This is a genomic window from Symbiobacterium terraclitae, from assembly GCF_017874315.1.
In the GTDB taxonomy this organism is placed as follows: domain Bacteria; phylum Bacillota; class Sulfobacillia; order Symbiobacteriales; family Symbiobacteriaceae; genus Symbiobacterium; species Symbiobacterium terraclitae.
Map to the genome: position 1 here is coordinate 1 of NZ_JAGGLG010000049.1, position 16,098 is coordinate 16,098.

Sequence of the window (16,098 nt, forward strand, 5' to 3'; positions counted from 1 at the left end):
GAATCGACTCGGAGTGCTTGACGAAACGCCGGATGCGTGACCCGCATGTCCGGTGTTGTGAGAGGCCGTAGGGCGACCCTACGGTCTACTCGATCTTCTCCGTGCGGCCTTGCCCCGCACCACCTGATCGATCTGCGTTGGTGCCCAGGCGGAAGTGGCGTATCACCACGTCGCTCCATCCGCGCAGGATGGACTGCAGGATCTGCAGGTGGAGCGTTCCGATCCATGGCACAGCCTCCCTCATCCATGCCTGGACGTACGGTCTTTCCCACTGAACCGGACCATGCATGGCGCGCGGGTGGCCGTCCCCTTTGACACTGGGTACGGGGTAGGGTAATCTGGAAACAGGAGGCTGATGGCGCATGAACATCAAGGAGAAAAACCCCGCGCTGTACGAGGACCTGATGCGCCGCCTCAAGCGCATTGAGGGCCAGGCCCGGGGCGTGCAGCGGATGCTGGAAGAGGGGCAGGACTGCGAGCAGATTCTGATCCAGCTGGGCGCGATGAAGTCAGCCATCAACCGTGTCGGCATGAAGGCTGCCGCCTGCAATATGGGGCACCAGGTGACCGAGGCCCTGAAGCGGGGCGAGGACCCCACCGAGGCCGTCGATCAGGTGATCGAGCAGTTCATCAAGCTGGGGTGACGCGCAGCGGACCGGGCACGGGCGCCCGGTCCCTGGCGCGGGTTTTCCGGAAAGCGCTCGGCGGAGGGGCTGTCCCCTCCGCCATCCGTGGAGCGACGATCAGGCCGACTGCACCTGCTGCAGGGCGCTGTCCAGGATCCGGTATGTCTCGGGCTTCGACTCGAAGCCCAGGATCTGGTCGACCTTCTCGCCCCTGTGGAAGAGGACCATGGTAGGGATCGACGTCACGCCGAGCCGGCGTGCCCACTCCTGGCCCTCATCCACGTTCAGCTTGGCGACCTTGACCCGGTGGCCGTTGTCGCGCGCGTAGTCCTCGAGCACGGGGTTGAGTGCCTGGCAGGAAGGGCACCAGGGAGCCCAGAAGTCGACCAGAACGGGAAGATCGGACTGCAGCACCTCCTCCTCGAACGTGGCATCAGTGATCGCAACCGTATACTGCTCCATCAAGCGGTCCCTCCTGTCCTTCAGGTACCCTAACAGGGTATCCGTGTTAAGGGACGACCTCGCTTTGCATGTCGTTTCATCCTTGTTGAAAAAACCGCTGTAAGAACGAAATGAGGGTCGATGGAGGAGCCGAAGCGCCCACCGCTGCCGTTGGTACAGGTGATGGGGCAGTTCCAGCGGGCCAATGCAGAAGGACCGGGCACGGGTGCCCGGTCCTCTGTGCTCTCCGCCCCCCAGTGCGGCGTTGAGCGTCTCGAGCGCGTTGCCCACGTCCGCGCCCGCCTGGCCGCGCGACCGCCGACCGGGGCCGGACCAGAAGGCGACGATGGCGATGACGCCGGCGGAGGGGGATTCTTCCCCTCCGCCGGCTGTGACGTCCCGATCAGGCGGACTGCAGCTGCTCCAGCGCCTTGTCAAGGATCTCGTACATCTCGTGCTTGGGTCGGAAGCCCACCAGCTGCCCCACCGGCTTGCCCTTGTGGAAGAGGATCATCGTCGGGATCGACATCACCCCGAACTGGCCGGCCCACCGCTGCTCCTCGTCCACGTTGAGCTTGGCGATCTTGATGCGGTGGCCGTTGTCGCGCGCGTAGTCCTCCAGCACGGGGCCGATCATCCGGCAGGGGCCGCACCACGGTGCCCAGAAGTCAACCAGCACCGGCAGATCGGACTGCAGCACCTCGGCCTCGAACGTGTCATCGGTAATCGGAACGGTATACTGCGCCATACAGCGGTCCCTCCTGCTCGTAGGTACCCCACGGGGTATTCGCTCGCGCTTAGGACGCACCTAGTTTGCGCGCGGATACGGCCCCTTTCGCGCAAACCGCAAACTGGGACGAAAAGAAACAGGGGAAAGCCCTTCCAATGGTGAACCCCACTTTGGTAAAATGGCTTTGCAAAAGTCCTGCGATATGCGGTAGGAGTCGCGCGCAGACTTTTAAGAGGAACGCAGGAGGTGACCCGTACCTTGTCCGCCTATCGCAGACCCGTAGCGTTGATCGTGTTGGACGGGTGGGGGCTGAACGCTGATTCCCGGGCCAACGCAGTGGCGATCGCCCGGCATCCCAACTTCGACCGGCTGATGGCCCGGTATCCCCACACGACCCTGACGGCATCGGGCGAGGCGGTGGGTCTCCTTCCCGGGCAGATGGGTGACTCCAACGTCGGCCACCTGAACCTCGGGGCAGGGCGCATCGTCTACCAGACCCTTGTCCGCATCCGGCGCAGCATCGACGACGGATCGTTCTACACGCTGCCCGCCTGGCAGGTCGCGCTGGACCGCGCCCGCAAGCCCGGCGCAGCCCTTCACCTCATGGGGCTCGTCTCTGACGGCGGCGTGCACAGCCACATCGACCACCTGATGGCCCTCATCGATCTGGCCCGCCGGGAGAACGTGCAGCGGCTGTACATCCACGCCTTCCTGGACGGGCGCGACGTGCCGCCCCAGTCGGCCCTGCCCTATCTGGAGCAGGTGGAGGCCAAGCTGAAGGAGGTCGGCCTGGGGCAGATCGCCACCATCTCGGGCCGCTACTACGCCATGGACCGGGATAAGCGGTGGCAGCGCACCGAGAAGGCCTTCCTGGCGATCACGCAGGGCGAGGGAGAACGGGCGGCGTCCTCCGCCGACGCCATCGCGAAGGCGTACGCGCGGGGCGAGACCGACGAGTTCGTGCTGCCCACGGTGATCGACGGGGTGGACGGCCGCATGGGGCCCGACGACGGCGTGATCTTCTTCAACTTCCGGCCCGACCGGGCCCGGCAGCTGGTGCGGGCCCTGCACGAGACCGCCTTCGACGGCTTCAAGCGGCCCGAGGGGTTCCGGCCGGTCACGCTGGTCACCATGACGCAGTACGACCAGACCTTCACCGATATCCCCGTGGCCTTCGGCCCGCAGTTCGTCGACGTGCCGATGGGCCAGGTGGTCGCCGAGGCCGGCCTGCGGCAGCTGCGCATCGCCGAGACCGAGAAGTATCCGCACGTCACGTACTTCTTCAACGGCGGCGAGGAGCGGGTCTTCCCCGGGGAGGAGCGGGTACTGATTCCCTCCCCGAAGGTGGCCACCTACGACCTGAAGCCGGAGATGTCGGCCTACGAGGTCGCCCGCGAGGCGGTGAAGTGGATCGAGCAGGACCGCACGGACTTCATCGTGCTCAACTTCGCCAACCCCGACATGGTGGGCCACACCGGCGTCCTGGAGGCGGCGGTGAAGGCGGTGGAGGCGGTGGACGAGTGCCTGGGCCAGGTGGTGGACGCCCTGCTCGCCAAGGGCGGTGCGGCCATCATCCTCGCCGACCACGGCAACTGCGACCAGATGGTCGACTACGAGACCGGTGCGCCGCACACCAACCACACCCTGAACCCTGTTCCCTGCCTGCTCGTGGACGATCAGCGCATCGGCGCCAGGCTGAAGCCCGGCGTTCTGGCCAACATCGCGCCGACGCTGCTCGAGATCATCGGCCTGCCCAAGCCACCCCAGATGGACGCGGATTCCCTGTTGGTGACTAACGCGGAAGGAGCCTGATCTGGAATGACGACGATCCTGAACGTGCACGCGCGTGAGGTCCTGGATTCCCGCGGCAACCCCACCGTCGAGGTGGAGGTGATCCTCTCCAACGGCATCACCGGCCGGGCGATCGTGCCCTCGGGCGCCTCCACCGGCCAGTTCGAGGCGGTCGAGCTGCGCGACGGCGACAAGGGGCGCTACCTGGGCAAGGGCGTGCTGAACGCCGTCCGGAACGTCAACGAGGTGATCGCCGAGGCCGTGATCGGCCTTGACGCCACTGACCAGGTTGAGCTGGACCAGACGATGATCAGGCTGGACGGCACCCCCAACAAGGGGAAGCTCGGCGCCAACGCCATCCTGGGCGTCTCGCTGGCCGCCGCCCGCGCCGCGTCCAAGGCCCTCGGCATTCCGCTCTACCGCCACGTGGGCGGGCTGACCGCCCGCACCCTGCCCGTGCCGATGATGAACATCATCAACGGCGGCAAGCACGCGGACAACAACGTGGACATGCAGGAGTTCATGATCTTCCCCGCCGGCGCGCCCTCGTTCGCCGAATCGCTGCGGATGGGCGCCGAGGTCTTCCACTCCCTGCGCTCGGTCCTGAAGGGCAAGGGCTACAACACCGCCGTCGGCGACGAGGGCGGCTTCGCCCCCGACCTGAAGTCCAACGAGGAGGCCATCACCGTCATCCTCGAGGCCATCGAGAAGGCCGGCTACAAGCCCGGGCAGGACGTCTTCCTCTGCATGGACGTCGCCTCGTCGGAGTTCTTCAAGGACGGCAAGTACGTGCTGGCCGGCGAGGGCAACAAGGTTCTCACCACCGAGCAGCTGATCGACCTGTGGGACAGCTGGACCCGCCAGTACCCCATCGTCTCCATCGAGGACGGCGTGGCCGAGGACGAGTGGGAGGCGTGGGTCGAGCTGACCCGCCGGATCGGCGACCGGGTGCAGCTGGTGGGCGACGACTTCTTCGTCACCAACACCCAGCGCCTCGCGCGGGGCATCGAGATGAAGGCCGCGAACTCGATCCTGGTCAAGGTCAACCAGATCGGCTCGCTCACCGAGACCCTCGAGGCCGTTGCGATGGCGCACCGGGCCGGTTACACCTCCGTGATGTCGCACCGCTCGGGCGAGACCGAGGACACGACCATCGCCGACCTGGCCGTGGCCCTGAACTGCGGGCAGATCAAGACCGGCGCCCCGTCCCGCACCGACCGCGTGGCGAAGTACAACCAGCTGCTCCGCATCGAGGAGGAGCTGGGCGACGCCGCCATCTTCGCCGGGACGTCGGTCATCAAGGGCCGGAAGTAGGTTGCCGGCCAGGCTCGTCCTCAGCGCGATCAGGGACTGGCCGCCGGCCTCCAACACCATCTGCGCAGACCGGGGTCGCGAACCTTGTCGAGGTTTGGCGGCCCCGGTTCGCGATTGTGCGTCGGTCCATGATGTGGTACAATTGACAAGCTATCAGGGCCAGTATGAGGGGGTGAAGGGATGACGACATTCGTGCTGGTACTTCATACCCTGTTTGCGCTCGGCCTCATCTCGACGGTGCTCATGCAGTCCGGCAAGAGTGCGGGCCTGTCCGGCTCCATCGCCGGCGCGGGTGAGCAGATCTTCGGGAAGAAGAAGGGCCTGGACGAGATCCTCAACCGCTTCAGCATGGCCTTCGCCACGCTGTTCGTCCTGACGTCTGTTCTGATGCTCTTCCTGGAGTCCCGGGGCTAGCTGGCAATACGTAGCGTAAGAACGGCCGGGCGCGCGTGCCCGGCCTTCTGCATTGCGGGGGGAACGCCATGGCCATCGCAGCCCGCAGCAGCGATCCCGTCTTCGTGCGCGGCGGCCCGGTGGGCTGCCTCGCGCTCCACGGCTTCGGTGGTTCGCCGGCCGAGATCGGCCCCATCCTCACCGCCCTGGCCGCCCGGGGGCTCACGGTGTCCGCGCCGCTGCTGCCGGGGCACGGCGCCACCGGGCCCGCCCTTGCGGAGACCAGGTTCCGCCACTGGATCCGCGGTGCGGAGGAGGCCCTCCAGGAACTGGCGGGCAGCTGTACCCAGCTTCACCTGCTGGGCTTCTCGATGGGCGCGCTGATCGCGCTCCACTTGGCCGCACGCCGGGACGTCGGCTCGGTCTGTGCCCTGGCAGCGCCGGTCCTGCTGGACGATCCCCATGCTCTCAGCGGCCGCCTCGCCCGGTACATGCGGGGAGGGCCGCCGCCCACCGCCCTCCGGTCGCTGGTGCGCCTGGCCCGCCTGGTCCGCCGCGAGCTGGTACACGTCCGGGCTCCCGTGCTGGCGATGCAGGGCGACCGCGACCGGTGGATCGCGCCCGACAGCGGGGCGTACCTGGTGCGGCATGTGTCAGGAACGGCCCGCCTGTGCCTCCTGGAGGGGAGGGGGCACTTCGTCGGGCTGGAGCGCGGCCGGGACGAGGTCGCCGCGCAGGTTGCAGACTGGATCACGGTGCGTGCAATCGGGTGCAGACCTTAGTTGGCGCGCCATGCGCCAAAAGCACTATGGCTAAATGGGTCTTTCCCTGAATACCCTATTGTCTGACATTCGGGTACTGTATTTGTGAAGACTGTCACATAGGCAGGTGATCTCCGGTGATCGGACCAGTCCTGCGACGGGCCGAGGCGGGGCGGATGCCTAGCCGGCGAGAGGTGCTCCTGATGCTGCGCGCCGACGAGCGCGAGTACCAGAGCCTGCTGGAGGTGGCCGGGCGCATCTGCCGGCAGATGAAGGGCGACCAGCCGTCCCTGCGCGCCCTGATCGATCTGCAGACCGTTGGTGGATGGGAGCGTGCGCTGGAGGAGGCCGTCCACGCCGCACAGCACGGGAGCGAGTCCGTACTGCTCTGCGCGTCAGCCGACTACGACGCGGTGGAGGAGGTCGCGGTCCTCGTCCGGGAGATCCGCACGCAGACCGGGATGTGGGTCTCGCTCTGCATGGGCGAGCGCCCCTACGACGCCTATGCCCTGTGGCGCCAGGCGGGGGCCGAGGAGTACCTCCTGCCCCACGATTGCTGCAATCCGCACCTGTACGCGCGGCTGCACCCCGGCCACTCGCCGGCGGAGCGGCTCACCCGCTGCCTCTGGCTGCGGGGGCTGAACTACCGCGTCGCCGGCGGGATCTGCGTCGGCGTTCCGGGCCAGACCAGCGAGGACGTCGCGGACGACCTGGAGGTGCTGCGCAACTCGGGCGTGTCCGGGGTTGTACTCCGTTCCGTCTCCGAGGAGGCCGACGTGCTCCGGGTGCTGGCCATTGCCCGTCTGTGCCTGCCCGATGCCGACCTGTGGGTCGCCACCGACGACCCGGTCCAGCAGGCCCGTTCCCTCACGTGCGGGGCCAACATCCTGGCGACCACCCGCCTGGAGGGCACCGGTCCGAGGACGCGCCTGCTGACGCTGGTGACCAGCGGTTGACCTGAAAGGGACAGCGATTCGCTGTTGACGGGTGCTTGAGATCGTGGTAATGTAGGGCTCAACACAACTGCATAGCGTTGACTCTTATCCAGAGTAGGCAGAGGGACTGGCCCGATGAAGCCACGGCAACCGGCACGTTCCCAGGCGTGCAGCGGTGCCAATTCCTGGTGGAAGGCGCTTGCCTTCCCGAAGATGAGAGGCAGCCGGAAGTTGATTTTTCTGTGCGCCTCTTTTTTGGGGCGCACTTTTCTATTGCCGCGAACGGGGTGATACCTGGGTGATCGAACTGAAGGCCCTCACGAAGGTCTTCCGACAGAACGGCCAGGAGACCGAGGCCCTGCGGAACGTCAGCCTGCACGTGCCCAGGGGGCAGATTTTCGGGATCCTCGGCCAGAGCGGTGCGGGAAAATCGACCCTGATTCGCTGCGTCAACCTGCTGGAACGCCCCACGTCTGGGGAGGTGTGGGTTGACGGGCGGGAGATCACCCGGCTCTCGCCCGCCGAGCTCCGGGCGGCACGCCAGGAGATGGGGATGATCTTCCAGCAGTTCAACCTCTTCGACTCCCGCACGGTGGCGGGCAACGTCGCCTACCCGCTGGAGGTAGCGGGCTGGGACAGGAGCCGCATCGCGAGCCGGGTGGCGGAACTGCTGGAGCTGGTAGGGCTGTCGGACAAGGCCCATGCCTATCCGGCGCAGCTCTCCGGCGGGCAGAAGCAGCGCGTGGGCATCGCCCGGGCGCTGGCCCCCGGGCCGAAGCTCCTGCTCTCGGACGAAGCCACCTCGGCGCTGGACCCCGACACCACGCGGTCGGTGCTCGCCCTCCTGCGGGAGATCAACCGGAAGCTCGGGCTGACGATCCTGCTGATCACCCACCAGATGGAGGTCGTGAAGCAGGTGTGCGACTCCGTGGCCATCCTGGAGGGCGGCCGCCTGGTGGAGCAGGGCGGGGTGCTGGAGCTGATCGGCCGCCCCGGCTCCCGGCTCCGGCAGCTGTTCTACGAGCCGTTCCGCGACACCGCGTTCCATCTGCACCCCGGGGGCGTGCTGGCGGCGCTCTTCTTCGTGGGCGACTCGGCCGACGAGCCGCTGATCAGCTCGGTGGTGCGCCAGTTCCAGGTGGACGCGAACATCGTGCAGGGTGCGGTGGAGCGGATTGCGGGCACGACGGTGGGCCGCCTGCTGGTGGAGTTCACCGGCCGGCCCGACGACATCCAGGCGGCGCTGGAGTACCTGGCCCGGCGCGGCGTTTCGCCGGAGGTGATCGAGCGTGGTTGACCTTTGGTCGATGATCCTGACGGCGACGATCGAGACGCTGTACATGACCGGGGTCGCCGCGGCCTTCACGCTGCTGTTCGGCCTGCCCCTCGGCGTGCTGCTGGTGATCACGGACCGGGGCGGCATCTGGGAGGCGCCCCTGCTCAACCGCACGCTGGGCGTGCTGGTCAACATCGGGCGCTCCACGCCCTTCGTGATCCTGATGGTGGCGGTCTCGCCCCTCACCCGGCTGCTCATCGGCCGTTCCATCGGCACCACGGCCGCCATCGTGCCGCTGGTGGTCGCGGCCGTCCCCTTCATGGCCCGGGTGGTGGAGCAGGCCCTGCACGAGGTCGGTTCCGGCCTGATCGAGGCCGCCCTGGCGATGGGCTCCTCTAACTGGCAGGTCGTCACCAAGGTGCTTCTGCCCGAGGCGCTGCCCTCGTTGGTCCGGGGCACGGCGCTGATGCTGGTCAACCTGGTGGGCTACTCGGCCATGGCCGGTGCGATCGGCGGCGGAGGCCTGGGCGACGTCGCCGTCAAGTGGGGATACAACCGGTACCAGCTCGACGTGATGTACGTGAGCCTCGTGGTGCTGGTCGTCATGGTTCAGGTGATGCAGTGGATCGGCGATAGCCTGGCCAACAGGTTTACGCATAAATAGAAAGCGGTCTGCACACAGACTGGGGAGGATGAGCGCCAGATGAAGCGTATCGCGGGTATCCTACTGGTTTCGGTCCTCTCGCTGGGCATCCTGGCGGGATGCGGCGGCGCCAAGCAGTCGGCCGGGAAGGCGGAGCAGGTCACCCTCAAGGTGGGCGCGTCGGTGACCCCCCACGCGGAGATCCTGAAGTCGATCCAGGAGGCGGCTGCGGCCGAGGGGATCAAGCTGGAGATCGTGGAGTTCACCGACTACGTGCAGCCGAACATCGCCCTGGCCGAGGGAGACCTGGATGCGAACTACTTCCAGCACCTGCCCTACCTGACCAACTTCGCCGAGGAGCGGAAGCTGGACCTGGTCTCGGTGGGGCCCGTCCACCTGGAGCCGCTGGGCTTCTACTCGTCGAAGCTGAGCAGCATCGACCAGCTGGCTGACGGCGCCACGGTCTCCATTCCCGACGACCCCACCAACGCCGGGCGTGCGCTCAAGCTGCTCGCCGACCAGGGCCTGATCACCCTGAAGGAGGGGGTCGGGGTCAAGGCGACGCCCAACGACATCGTCGACAACCCCAAGAAGCTGGACATCGAGATGCTGCAGGCCGAGTACCTCCCGCGCAGCCTCGAGGACGTGGACGCAGCGGTGATCAACACGAACTACTACCTGGATGCGGCGAAGAACCTCGGGGTGAAGGCCAACGTCCTGGCCCGGGAGTCGGCAGAGGATAACCCCTTCGCCAACATCGTGGCCGTCCGCAAGGGCGACGAAAACCGGCCTGAGATCCAGAAGCTCATGAGCCTGCTCCGGTCCGAGGCCGTGGCGAAGTTCATCAACGAGACGTATGACGGTGCAGTGATCCCTGCGTTTTGATTGCAAGTGGGGAGGGGGCGGAGCGCTGATCCAAGTCCCCTCCCCTGGCGTGTGATACGTCTATGCCACTCGGGCGGGCGCGCATGTCGCCCGCCCGAGTGTAGTAACGTGCTTCTGCTGCGGTGCTCCGCAGGGCGAGCCGGTTCACCCTAGTCTCACTTCCCTCCCGGCGTATCTGCCACATCTGTGCCACGGGGGGCTTACATACCGCCTGTCTCCGTGTAGTAGGCTCGGTTCTGCTGCGGTGCTCCGCAGGGCGAGCCGGTTCACCCTAGTCCCACGTTCCTCCCGGTGCATTTGCCGCATCTGTGCCACCGGGCCGGGCGTGCATGTCGCCCGCCCCCCTCATGGGCTGAGTTGGCAGACACCCTGCCGCATGTTGTGAGTTGACGAACTTGGCTTCCATTTGATAGAATAATCTCGCTTGCGGCAACGGAATAGTGCAGGACCCGCCTGATCGCTGAATCCCCGTGCAACGCGGGGAGCGGGGGAACCACCTTTCTGGGGCGAGTCGCATCCGAGGCTCCGGCGGGAGTGGAGGGTGCGTAGGGGCACGCTTTGGCGCCCCGAGTCCGTCAGCTAACCTCGTAAGCGTGGTCAAGGTGGTGGGCCCTATCTTTCGTCGTCTCTTTTGCGGGGGTCACCAGACCTTGAGCTTCGCTGTGCCTTCAGGCGGGCGCCGGCCAACTTGGCCGGCGCCTTCTCCGTTCCCCGAGCATTGGCCCGGTGCCAGTCACAAATCCAAAGAGGAGGGTGGAGAACGTGCTGCGGTACTGCGTGCTCGGAGCCGGCCACGGCGGACTCGCCCTGGCCGGCCACCTCGGACTGATGGGTTACCCCGTCTCCCTCTGGGCCCGAGACCCCGCGACGCGGGAGTCGGTCCGGGCCGCGGGCGGCGTCTTCCTGGAGGGCGCCGTCGAAGGATTCGGACCCGTGCAGGTTGCAGACACCGTCGCAGAGGCGCTGGAGGGGGCAGACGCCGTCCTCGTGGTCCTGCCCGCGTCCGCCCATCGGGAGGTGGCCCAGCGCTGCGCTCCCCACCTGCGGAACGGCCAGCGAGTGCTGCTGCTGCCGGGCCGCACCGCCGGGGCCATCGAGTTCACGCACGTCCTCCGGGAGCAGGGGTGCACTGCGGACGTGACGGTCGGCGAGGCCCAGACATTCCTCTACGCCAGCCGGAAGGTCGGGCCGTGCCGGGCCCGCATCCACGGCATCAAGCGCCAGGTGCTGGTCGCTGCGCTGCCCGCGCGGCGCACCGCGGAGCTGCTGGCCGCCGTCAAGCCCGCCTTCCCTCAGTTCATGCCGGCCCGCTGGGTCTGGAAGACCTCGCTGGACAACGTAGGCGCCATCTTCCACCCGGCGGTCACCCTGCTCAACGCCGGTCGGGTAGAGTCCACCGGCGGCGCCTTCCGCCACTACGTGGAGGGGATCACCCCCTCGGTGGCCGCCCTGCTGGAGCGGCTGGACGCGGAGCGGGTGGCAGTGGCGCGGGCCCTGGGCGTGGGCGCCCTCACCGCACGGGAATGGCTGGCCGAGGCCTACGGCGTGGAACGGCCGACGCTCTACGAGGCGATTCAGGCCACGGCGGCCTACGCCGACGTGGGCGCACCAGCCCATCTGAACCACCGGTACATCTGGGAGGACGTGCCGACCGGGCTTGTGCCCATCGCCTCGCTGGGGGCAGCCTGCGGCGTCTCCACGCCGGTCACCGATGCGCTGATTCACGTATCCAACGGGCTGTGCGGCGTGGACTTCCGGCAGATCGGCCGGACCCTGGCCCGCCTGGGGATGGAGGGCTGGGGTCCCGAGCGGATCAGCCAATATGCACTGGAAGGGGACGTGGTGGACCGTGTCTAAGACCAGGATCATCGGCGCCGCCATCGGAGACGACGTCCACGTGGGCGGCGTGGTGCGCTTTCTGCGGACGGCGGAGCAACTGGGTTACGAGGTGCGCTCCCTGGGGCCGGCCGTGCCGGTCGAGCGCCTGCTGGCGGAGGTCGCGGCCTGGGATCCCGAGATCGTCGCCGTGGGCTACCGGCTCACGCCCGAGTCCGGGCGGGCCGTGCTCGACCACCTGGCGCAGGCTGCCCAGGAGCAGGGGCAGGCGGGCCGCCGCTGGGTGCTGGGGGCGACAGACCCGGTGGCCGAGCACGGGCGGGCACTGGGCTTCTTCGAGGCCGTCTTCGGCGGATCGGCGGACTGGCAGGAGGTGGTGGACTACCTGCGGGGGGCGCCGGCGCAGAAGGCCGGCGGCATCCCTCCCCAGCGGCTGGTGGACCGCATCCTGTGGAAGCGCCCCTTCCCGCTGCTGCGCCACCACTTCGGGCAGCCGACCGTCGCCGCGACGGTGGAGGGCGTCCGGCGCATCAGCGAGGCCGGGGTGCTGGATGTGGTGAGCCTGGGCACCGACCAGAACGCCCAGGAGCACTTCTTCCGGCCCGACGAGATGGACCCGCGCGAGCACGGTGCGGGCGGGGTTCCGGTCCGGACGCCGGACGACCTGCGGGCGCTCTACGCCGCCACGCGCACCGGCAACTACCCGCTGATGCGCTGCTACGCCGGCACCCGCGATCAGCTGGCCTGGGCGGAGATGCTGCACGAAACGATCAACAACGCCTGGGCCGCGGTTCCCCTCTTCTGGTACAGCGAGCTGGACGGCCGCTCGCAGCGGCCCCTCGCCGAGTCCATCCCCGAGGTTCAGGCCGTGTTCCGCTGGCACGCCGAGCGGGGGATCCCGGTGGAGTCCAACGAGAGCCACCACTGGTCGCTGCGGGACGCGCCGGACGCCGTGGCCGTGGCCGCCGCCTACATCGCGGCCTACAACGCCCGCCGGGCCGGCGTGCGGGACTACATCCAGCAGCTGATGTGGAACAACCCGCCGCTCACGTCCCCGGCGATGGACCTGGCCAAGATGCTGGCGAAGCTGGAGCTGGTGGAGTCGCTGGCCGGTCCGGACTTCCGGGTGTGGCGGGAGTGCCGCACGGGGCTGACCTCGATGCCGGCCGGCTTCGACCGGGCCAAGGGGCATCTGGCGGCCTCCACGATCATGCAGATGGCCGTGAAGCCGGACATCGTGCACATCGTGGGTCACTCGGAGTACCATCACGCCGCCACGGCCGAGGACGTGATCGAGGGTTGCCACGTGGTCAGGGGTGCCATCGAGCTGGCCCTGCAGGGGCTGCCGGACATGGCGCGCGACGAGGCGGTGCAGGAGCGGAAGGCCGAGCTGGTGCGGGAGGCGAGGCTGCTCCTCGATGCGGTCGCCTCGCTGGCACCGGCCGGGGTGGACGACCCCCTGACCCACGCCCCGACCCTCGCGGCGGCCGTCCGCATCGGACTCCTGGACGCGCCGCACCTCATGGGCAACCCGGCTGCGAGAGGGGAGGTGGAAGTCCGCTTCGACGACGGAGCCTGCCGGCCCTACGACCGGCGGGCCGGCCGGACCCTGGGTGAGGCCGAGCGCATCGCCCGGGTGCTGGCCGGAGAACTGGTTCAGGGGAGGTAGCCGAGGAATGTGCGGAATCGCAGGCATTGCCGGCAGGGCTGATCATGCCCGGATCGGGCGGATGCTGGACGCCCTGGCACACCGGGGGCCGGACGGGCGACGCGTCTGGACCACCGATGGCTTCGGCCTGGGGCACGCCCGACTGGCCGTCGTCGACGTCGGGGGCGGCGGGCAGCCGCTGGCCAATGAGGACGGGAGCCTGTGGCTGGCGATGGACGGCGAGATCTACAACCACCGGGCCCTCCGGCAGGAGCTGGCCGGGCGTCACACCTTCAGGACGCAGTCCGACGCAGAGGTGGTCCTCCACCTGTACGAGGAATACGGACCCGAGTGTGTGGAGCGACTCGACGGCCACTTCGCCGTGGCGGTCTGGAGCGCGGAAGAGGGGCTGTTCCTCGCCCGGGACGCGCTGGGCGTCAAGCCACTCTACTGGGGAGAGGACGCCGAGGGCAACCTGCTCTTCGCATCTGAGATCAGGGCGCTGATCGACGAGGTGGCGCAGGTGCGGGAGTTTCCCCCCGGACACCGCTGGTTGGCGGGCGGGCCGATGGTGGCCTGGGACCGTATCCCCCGCCCCACCGGCGAGTGGGCGGAGGCCGCTGCGGTGGCAGACGCGCTGGACCGCACCCTCGATGCGGCGGTGCGCAAGCGGCTCGTGGCCGACGTTCCGGTGGGCTGCTTCCTCAGCGGCGGGCTCGACTCCAGCCTGGTGGCGGCCCTGGCGCGGCAGCGCCTGGAGGGGGAGCTGCACACCTTCGCGGTTGGGCTGGAGGGGTCGACCGACCTGAAGGTGGCGCGGCAGGTCGCGGCTTACCTGGGCACGATTCACCACGAACGCGTCCTGACGGAAGGGGAGATCGTGGAGGCCCTTCCCCGGGTGATCGATGCCCTCGAGTCGTGCGACCCCGCCCTGGTGCGCGGCTCCATCGCCACGTACTTCGCGTCTGAGCTGGCGGCGGAGCATGTGAAGGTGGTGCTCTCCGGCGAGGGCGCCGACGAGCTGTTCGCCGGCTACCATTATCTGTCCGATTTCGACGGGGATGAGCGCGGACTGGCGGAGGAGCTGTACGCGATCACCGCGGCCCTGCACAACACCGGCCTGCAGCGGGTCGACCGCATGACGACGGCCCACGGCCTGCAGGCGCGGGCGCCGTTCCTGGACCGGGAGATGCTGGACCTGGCCGCCCGCACCGCTCCCGCCCTGAAGCGCCGGGACGGCGAGGGCAAGTGGATCCTGCGCACGGTGGCTGAGCGCTACCTGCCGCGATCGGTGGTCTGGCGCACCAAGGAGAAGTTCGCCATCGGCACGGGCGTCGGCCCCGCCCTGGAGCGGTACGCGGCGCTGGCGGTCTCCGACACCGAACTGGAGCGGGAGCGCAGCCCCAGGGGGCAGCCTTTCGCCTCCAAGGAGGAGTACCTGTACTGGAGCCTGTTCCGGGAGCGGTACGGGCGGGATGACGTGCTAGAGCTCATGGGACGCAGCCGCAGCCTGAACCCGGGCCAACGGTGGGTGGGGGCGCTCTGAGGGCCCCCACCCGTTCCGTTTTGCGGCATATCGTTCCTTGACCCCTGTACCCGGCAGTCATACGCTTGTGGGAGAGAGGTGGCAGGGGGACCTGGCTCCTCGCAGACGAGGAGGATGTGCAAGTTGGCTGAAGCAGTCGTCATTCCCGGACTCGTAGCGATTCTGCTCCTCGTGCTGACCCTTCCGTTCCTGTTCAAGGCCGTCGAACACCAACTGGAGATCTTCCTGTTCGTCATGGGCGTGGCCGCGGCCCTGATCAGCGGTGTGATGGACCAGCACCTGATCGTGAAGGCACTGGAAGAGCCCATCATGATCTCCGGCGCCGTGCTGATTGCCGGCATCCTGTTCAAGCTGCTCCAGACCCGGCTCCAGGCGGGCATCCAGGCCACGCTGCGGGTGGTGCCGTTCAAGGTCTTCGCCTTTCTGGTGATGGCGGTGCTGGGCCTGGCTTCCAGTGTCATCACGGCGATCATCGCCTCGCTGGTGCTCGTTGAGGTGGTCAGCGCCCTGAAGCTCGACCGGAAGACGGAGGTCAACTTCGTCATCCTGTCGTGCTACGCGATCGGAATCGGGGCTGCCCTGACGCCGTTGGGCGAGCCCCTGGCCACGATCGCCATCTCCAAGATGGGCGGCGACTTCTGGTACCTCGTGCGCACCATCGGCATCTACGTGATCCCGACCGTGATCGGCCTGGGTATCTTCGCCGGCTTCTTCCTGAAGGGGCGTCCCGGTGCGGCTGCTGCCGAGGCGGGCCCCGCAGCGGAGGCCACGGCCGGGGAGAGCTACAAGGACGTCGTGGTCCGGGCCCTGAAGATCTACCTCTTCGTCATGGCCCTGACCTTCCTGGGCGAAGGGTTCAAACCGCTCATCGATACCTACGTACTCGGCCTGCCCAGCCAGGCGCTCTACTGGATCAACATGATCTCGGCGGTCCTGGACAACGCCACGCTGACCGCGGCGGAGCTCAGCCCGGCGATGAGCCTCACCCAGGTGAAGGCGGTTTTGATGGGCCTGCTGATCAGCGGTGGCATGCTGGTCCCCGGCAACATCCCGAACATCGTGTCGGCCAGCAAGCTGAAGATCGGCTCCAAGGAGTGGGCCAGGACCAGCGTGCCCATCGGGCTGGTGCCGATGGTGGTCTTCTTCTTCATCGTCGCGCTCTAACTGGCGTGAACGGCCGAAGGGGGCTGTCCCAAAAGTCATCGAGGATGACTTAGGGACAGCCCCCTTTTCTTTTTGTCTAAATACAAAAGAAGCCGCCCTTCTGTTACAA

Annotated in this window: 16 protein-coding genes and 2 riboswitches; of the genes, 13 read left to right on the forward strand and 3 right to left on the reverse strand. The window is 67.8% G+C overall.

Going from position 1 to position 16,098, the window contains the following annotated elements:
• Positions 1-85 precede the first annotated feature (85 nt).
• Positions 86-232 carry a hypothetical protein gene (locus J2Z79_RS17590; RefSeq protein WP_209468209.1) on the reverse strand — a complete coding sequence of 49 codons (147 nt, stop codon included), beginning with the start codon at positions 230-232 and terminating at the stop codon, positions 86-88.
• Positions 233-362: 130 nt separating this feature from the next.
• On the opposite strand from J2Z79_RS17590, the gene J2Z79_RS17595 reads away from it, so the two are divergent.
• The gene (locus J2Z79_RS17595; protein WP_209468210.1) at positions 363-644 is read left to right on the forward strand and encodes a metal-sensitive transcriptional regulator; all 282 of its coding nucleotides are present in this window, start codon (positions 363-365) and stop codon (positions 642-644) included.
• 99 nt (positions 645-743) lie between these two features.
• On the opposite strand, the gene trxA (J2Z79_RS17600) is transcribed toward J2Z79_RS17595, so the two are convergent.
• Together trxA (J2Z79_RS17600) and trxA (J2Z79_RS17605) are read right to left on the reverse strand one after the other, a co-directional pair.
• Positions 744-1,088 carry a thioredoxin gene (gene trxA, locus J2Z79_RS17600; RefSeq protein ID WP_245302969.1) on the reverse strand — a complete coding sequence of 115 codons (345 nt, stop codon included), beginning with the start codon at positions 1,086-1,088 and terminating at the stop codon, positions 744-746.
• A 382-nt stretch (positions 1,089-1,470) separates the two neighbouring features.
• A complete protein-coding gene (gene trxA / locus J2Z79_RS17605) occupies positions 1,471-1,815 on the reverse strand; it encodes a thioredoxin (RefSeq protein WP_209468212.1) in 345 nt (114 codons plus the stop codon).
• 240 nt (positions 1,816-2,055) lie between these two features.
• Between trxA (J2Z79_RS17605) and gpmI the strand changes: the two genes are divergently transcribed.
• The 12 genes from gpmI to J2Z79_RS17665 all read left to right on the forward strand — a co-directional run bounded on the left by gpmI (position 2,056) and on the right by J2Z79_RS17665 (position 15,989).
• Positions 2,056-3,609 (forward strand): 2,3-bisphosphoglycerate-independent phosphoglycerate mutase, encoded by a 1,554-nt coding sequence (gene gpmI / locus J2Z79_RS17610; protein WP_209468213.1) that lies wholly within the window; start codon positions 2,056-2,058, stop codon positions 3,607-3,609.
• A 6-nt stretch (positions 3,610-3,615) separates the two neighbouring features.
• Entirely contained in the window at positions 3,616-4,902 is a 1,287-nt protein-coding gene (eno, locus tag J2Z79_RS17615; protein WP_209468214.1) for a phosphopyruvate hydratase, read from the forward strand.
• A 180-nt stretch (positions 4,903-5,082) separates the two neighbouring features.
• Positions 5,083-5,316, forward strand: coding sequence for a preprotein translocase subunit SecG (gene secG, locus J2Z79_RS17620; RefSeq protein ID WP_209468215.1), 234 nt, complete (start codon positions 5,083-5,085; stop codon positions 5,314-5,316).
• Between the two features lie 68 nt (positions 5,317-5,384).
• Entirely contained in the window at positions 5,385-6,077 is a 693-nt protein-coding gene (locus tag J2Z79_RS17625) for an alpha/beta hydrolase (protein ID WP_209468216.1), read from the forward strand.
• 155 nt (positions 6,078-6,232) lie between these two features.
• A complete protein-coding gene (locus J2Z79_RS17630) occupies positions 6,233-7,012 on the forward strand; it encodes a biotin synthase BioB (protein ID WP_209468217.1) in 780 nt (259 codons plus the stop codon).
• A gap of 81 nt (positions 7,013-7,093) precedes the next feature.
• A riboswitch (SAM riboswitch) is annotated at positions 7,094-7,211 on the forward strand.
• A gap of 78 nt (positions 7,212-7,289) precedes the next feature.
• On the forward strand, positions 7,290-8,288 hold the full coding sequence (locus J2Z79_RS17635; protein WP_209468218.1) for a methionine ABC transporter ATP-binding protein: 999 nt from the start codon (positions 7,290-7,292) through the stop codon (positions 8,286-8,288).
• Positions 8,281-8,931, forward strand: coding sequence for a methionine ABC transporter permease (locus tag J2Z79_RS17640; RefSeq protein WP_425353545.1), 651 nt, complete (start codon positions 8,281-8,283; stop codon positions 8,929-8,931). The genes J2Z79_RS17635 and J2Z79_RS17640 overlap by 8 nt, the downstream gene beginning before the upstream one ends.
• Before the next feature lie 39 nt (positions 8,932-8,970).
• A complete protein-coding gene (locus J2Z79_RS17645) occupies positions 8,971-9,795 on the forward strand; it encodes a MetQ/NlpA family ABC transporter substrate-binding protein (RefSeq protein WP_209468219.1) in 825 nt (274 codons plus the stop codon).
• A 448-nt stretch (positions 9,796-10,243) separates the two neighbouring features.
• Positions 10,244-10,404, forward strand: a riboswitch (cyclic di-AMP (ydaO/yuaA leader).
• A gap of 144 nt (positions 10,405-10,548) precedes the next feature.
• Positions 10,549-11,652, forward strand: a complete 1,104-nt coding sequence (locus J2Z79_RS17650) for an NAD/NADP-dependent octopine/nopaline dehydrogenase family protein (protein WP_342589535.1) — start codon at positions 10,549-10,551, stop codon at positions 11,650-11,652.
• Positions 11,645-13,300 (forward strand): methionine synthase, encoded by a 1,656-nt coding sequence (locus tag J2Z79_RS17655; protein ID WP_342589536.1) that lies wholly within the window; start codon positions 11,645-11,647, stop codon positions 13,298-13,300. The genes J2Z79_RS17650 and J2Z79_RS17655 overlap by 8 nt, the downstream gene beginning before the upstream one ends.
• A gap of 7 nt (positions 13,301-13,307) precedes the next feature.
• Entirely contained in the window at positions 13,308-14,825 is a 1,518-nt protein-coding gene (gene asnB, locus J2Z79_RS17660; protein WP_209468220.1) for an asparagine synthase B, read from the forward strand.
• 114 nt (positions 14,826-14,939) lie between these two features.
• The gene (locus tag J2Z79_RS17665; protein WP_209468221.1) at positions 14,940-15,989 is read left to right on the forward strand and encodes a DUF1646 family protein; all 1,050 of its coding nucleotides are present in this window, start codon (positions 14,940-14,942) and stop codon (positions 15,987-15,989) included.
• Positions 15,990-16,098: the final 109 nt, after the last annotated feature.

Bases quoted from the DNA above. Each gene is read 5' to 3' on its own strand.
- J2Z79_RS17625 (WP_209468216.1), top strand. From the start codon at position 5,385: ATGGCCATCGCAGCCCGCAGCAGCGATCCCGTCTTCGTGCGCGGCGGC.
- trxA (WP_209468212.1), bottom strand. From the start codon at position 1,815: ATGGCGCAGTATACCGTTCCGATTACCGATGACACGTTCGAGGCCGAG.
- J2Z79_RS17595 (WP_209468210.1), top strand. From the start codon at position 363: ATGAACATCAAGGAGAAAAACCCCGCGCTGTACGAGGACCTGATGCGC.
- J2Z79_RS17645 (WP_209468219.1), top strand. From the start codon at position 8,971: ATGAAGCGTATCGCGGGTATCCTACTGGTTTCGGTCCTCTCGCTGGGC.
- J2Z79_RS17630 (WP_209468217.1), top strand. From the start codon at position 6,233: ATGCCTAGCCGGCGAGAGGTGCTCCTGATGCTGCGCGCCGACGAGCGC.
- trxA (WP_245302969.1), bottom strand. From the start codon at position 1,088: ATGGAGCAGTATACGGTTGCGATCACTGATGCCACGTTCGAGGAGGAG.
- asnB (WP_209468220.1), top strand. From the start codon at position 13,308: ATGTGCGGAATCGCAGGCATTGCCGGCAGGGCTGATCATGCCCGGATC.
- secG (WP_209468215.1), top strand. From the start codon at position 5,083: ATGACGACATTCGTGCTGGTACTTCATACCCTGTTTGCGCTCGGCCTC.
- J2Z79_RS17665 (WP_209468221.1), top strand. From the start codon at position 14,940: ATGTGCAAGTTGGCTGAAGCAGTCGTCATTCCCGGACTCGTAGCGATT.
- eno (WP_209468214.1), top strand. From the start codon at position 3,616: ATGACGACGATCCTGAACGTGCACGCGCGTGAGGTCCTGGATTCCCGC.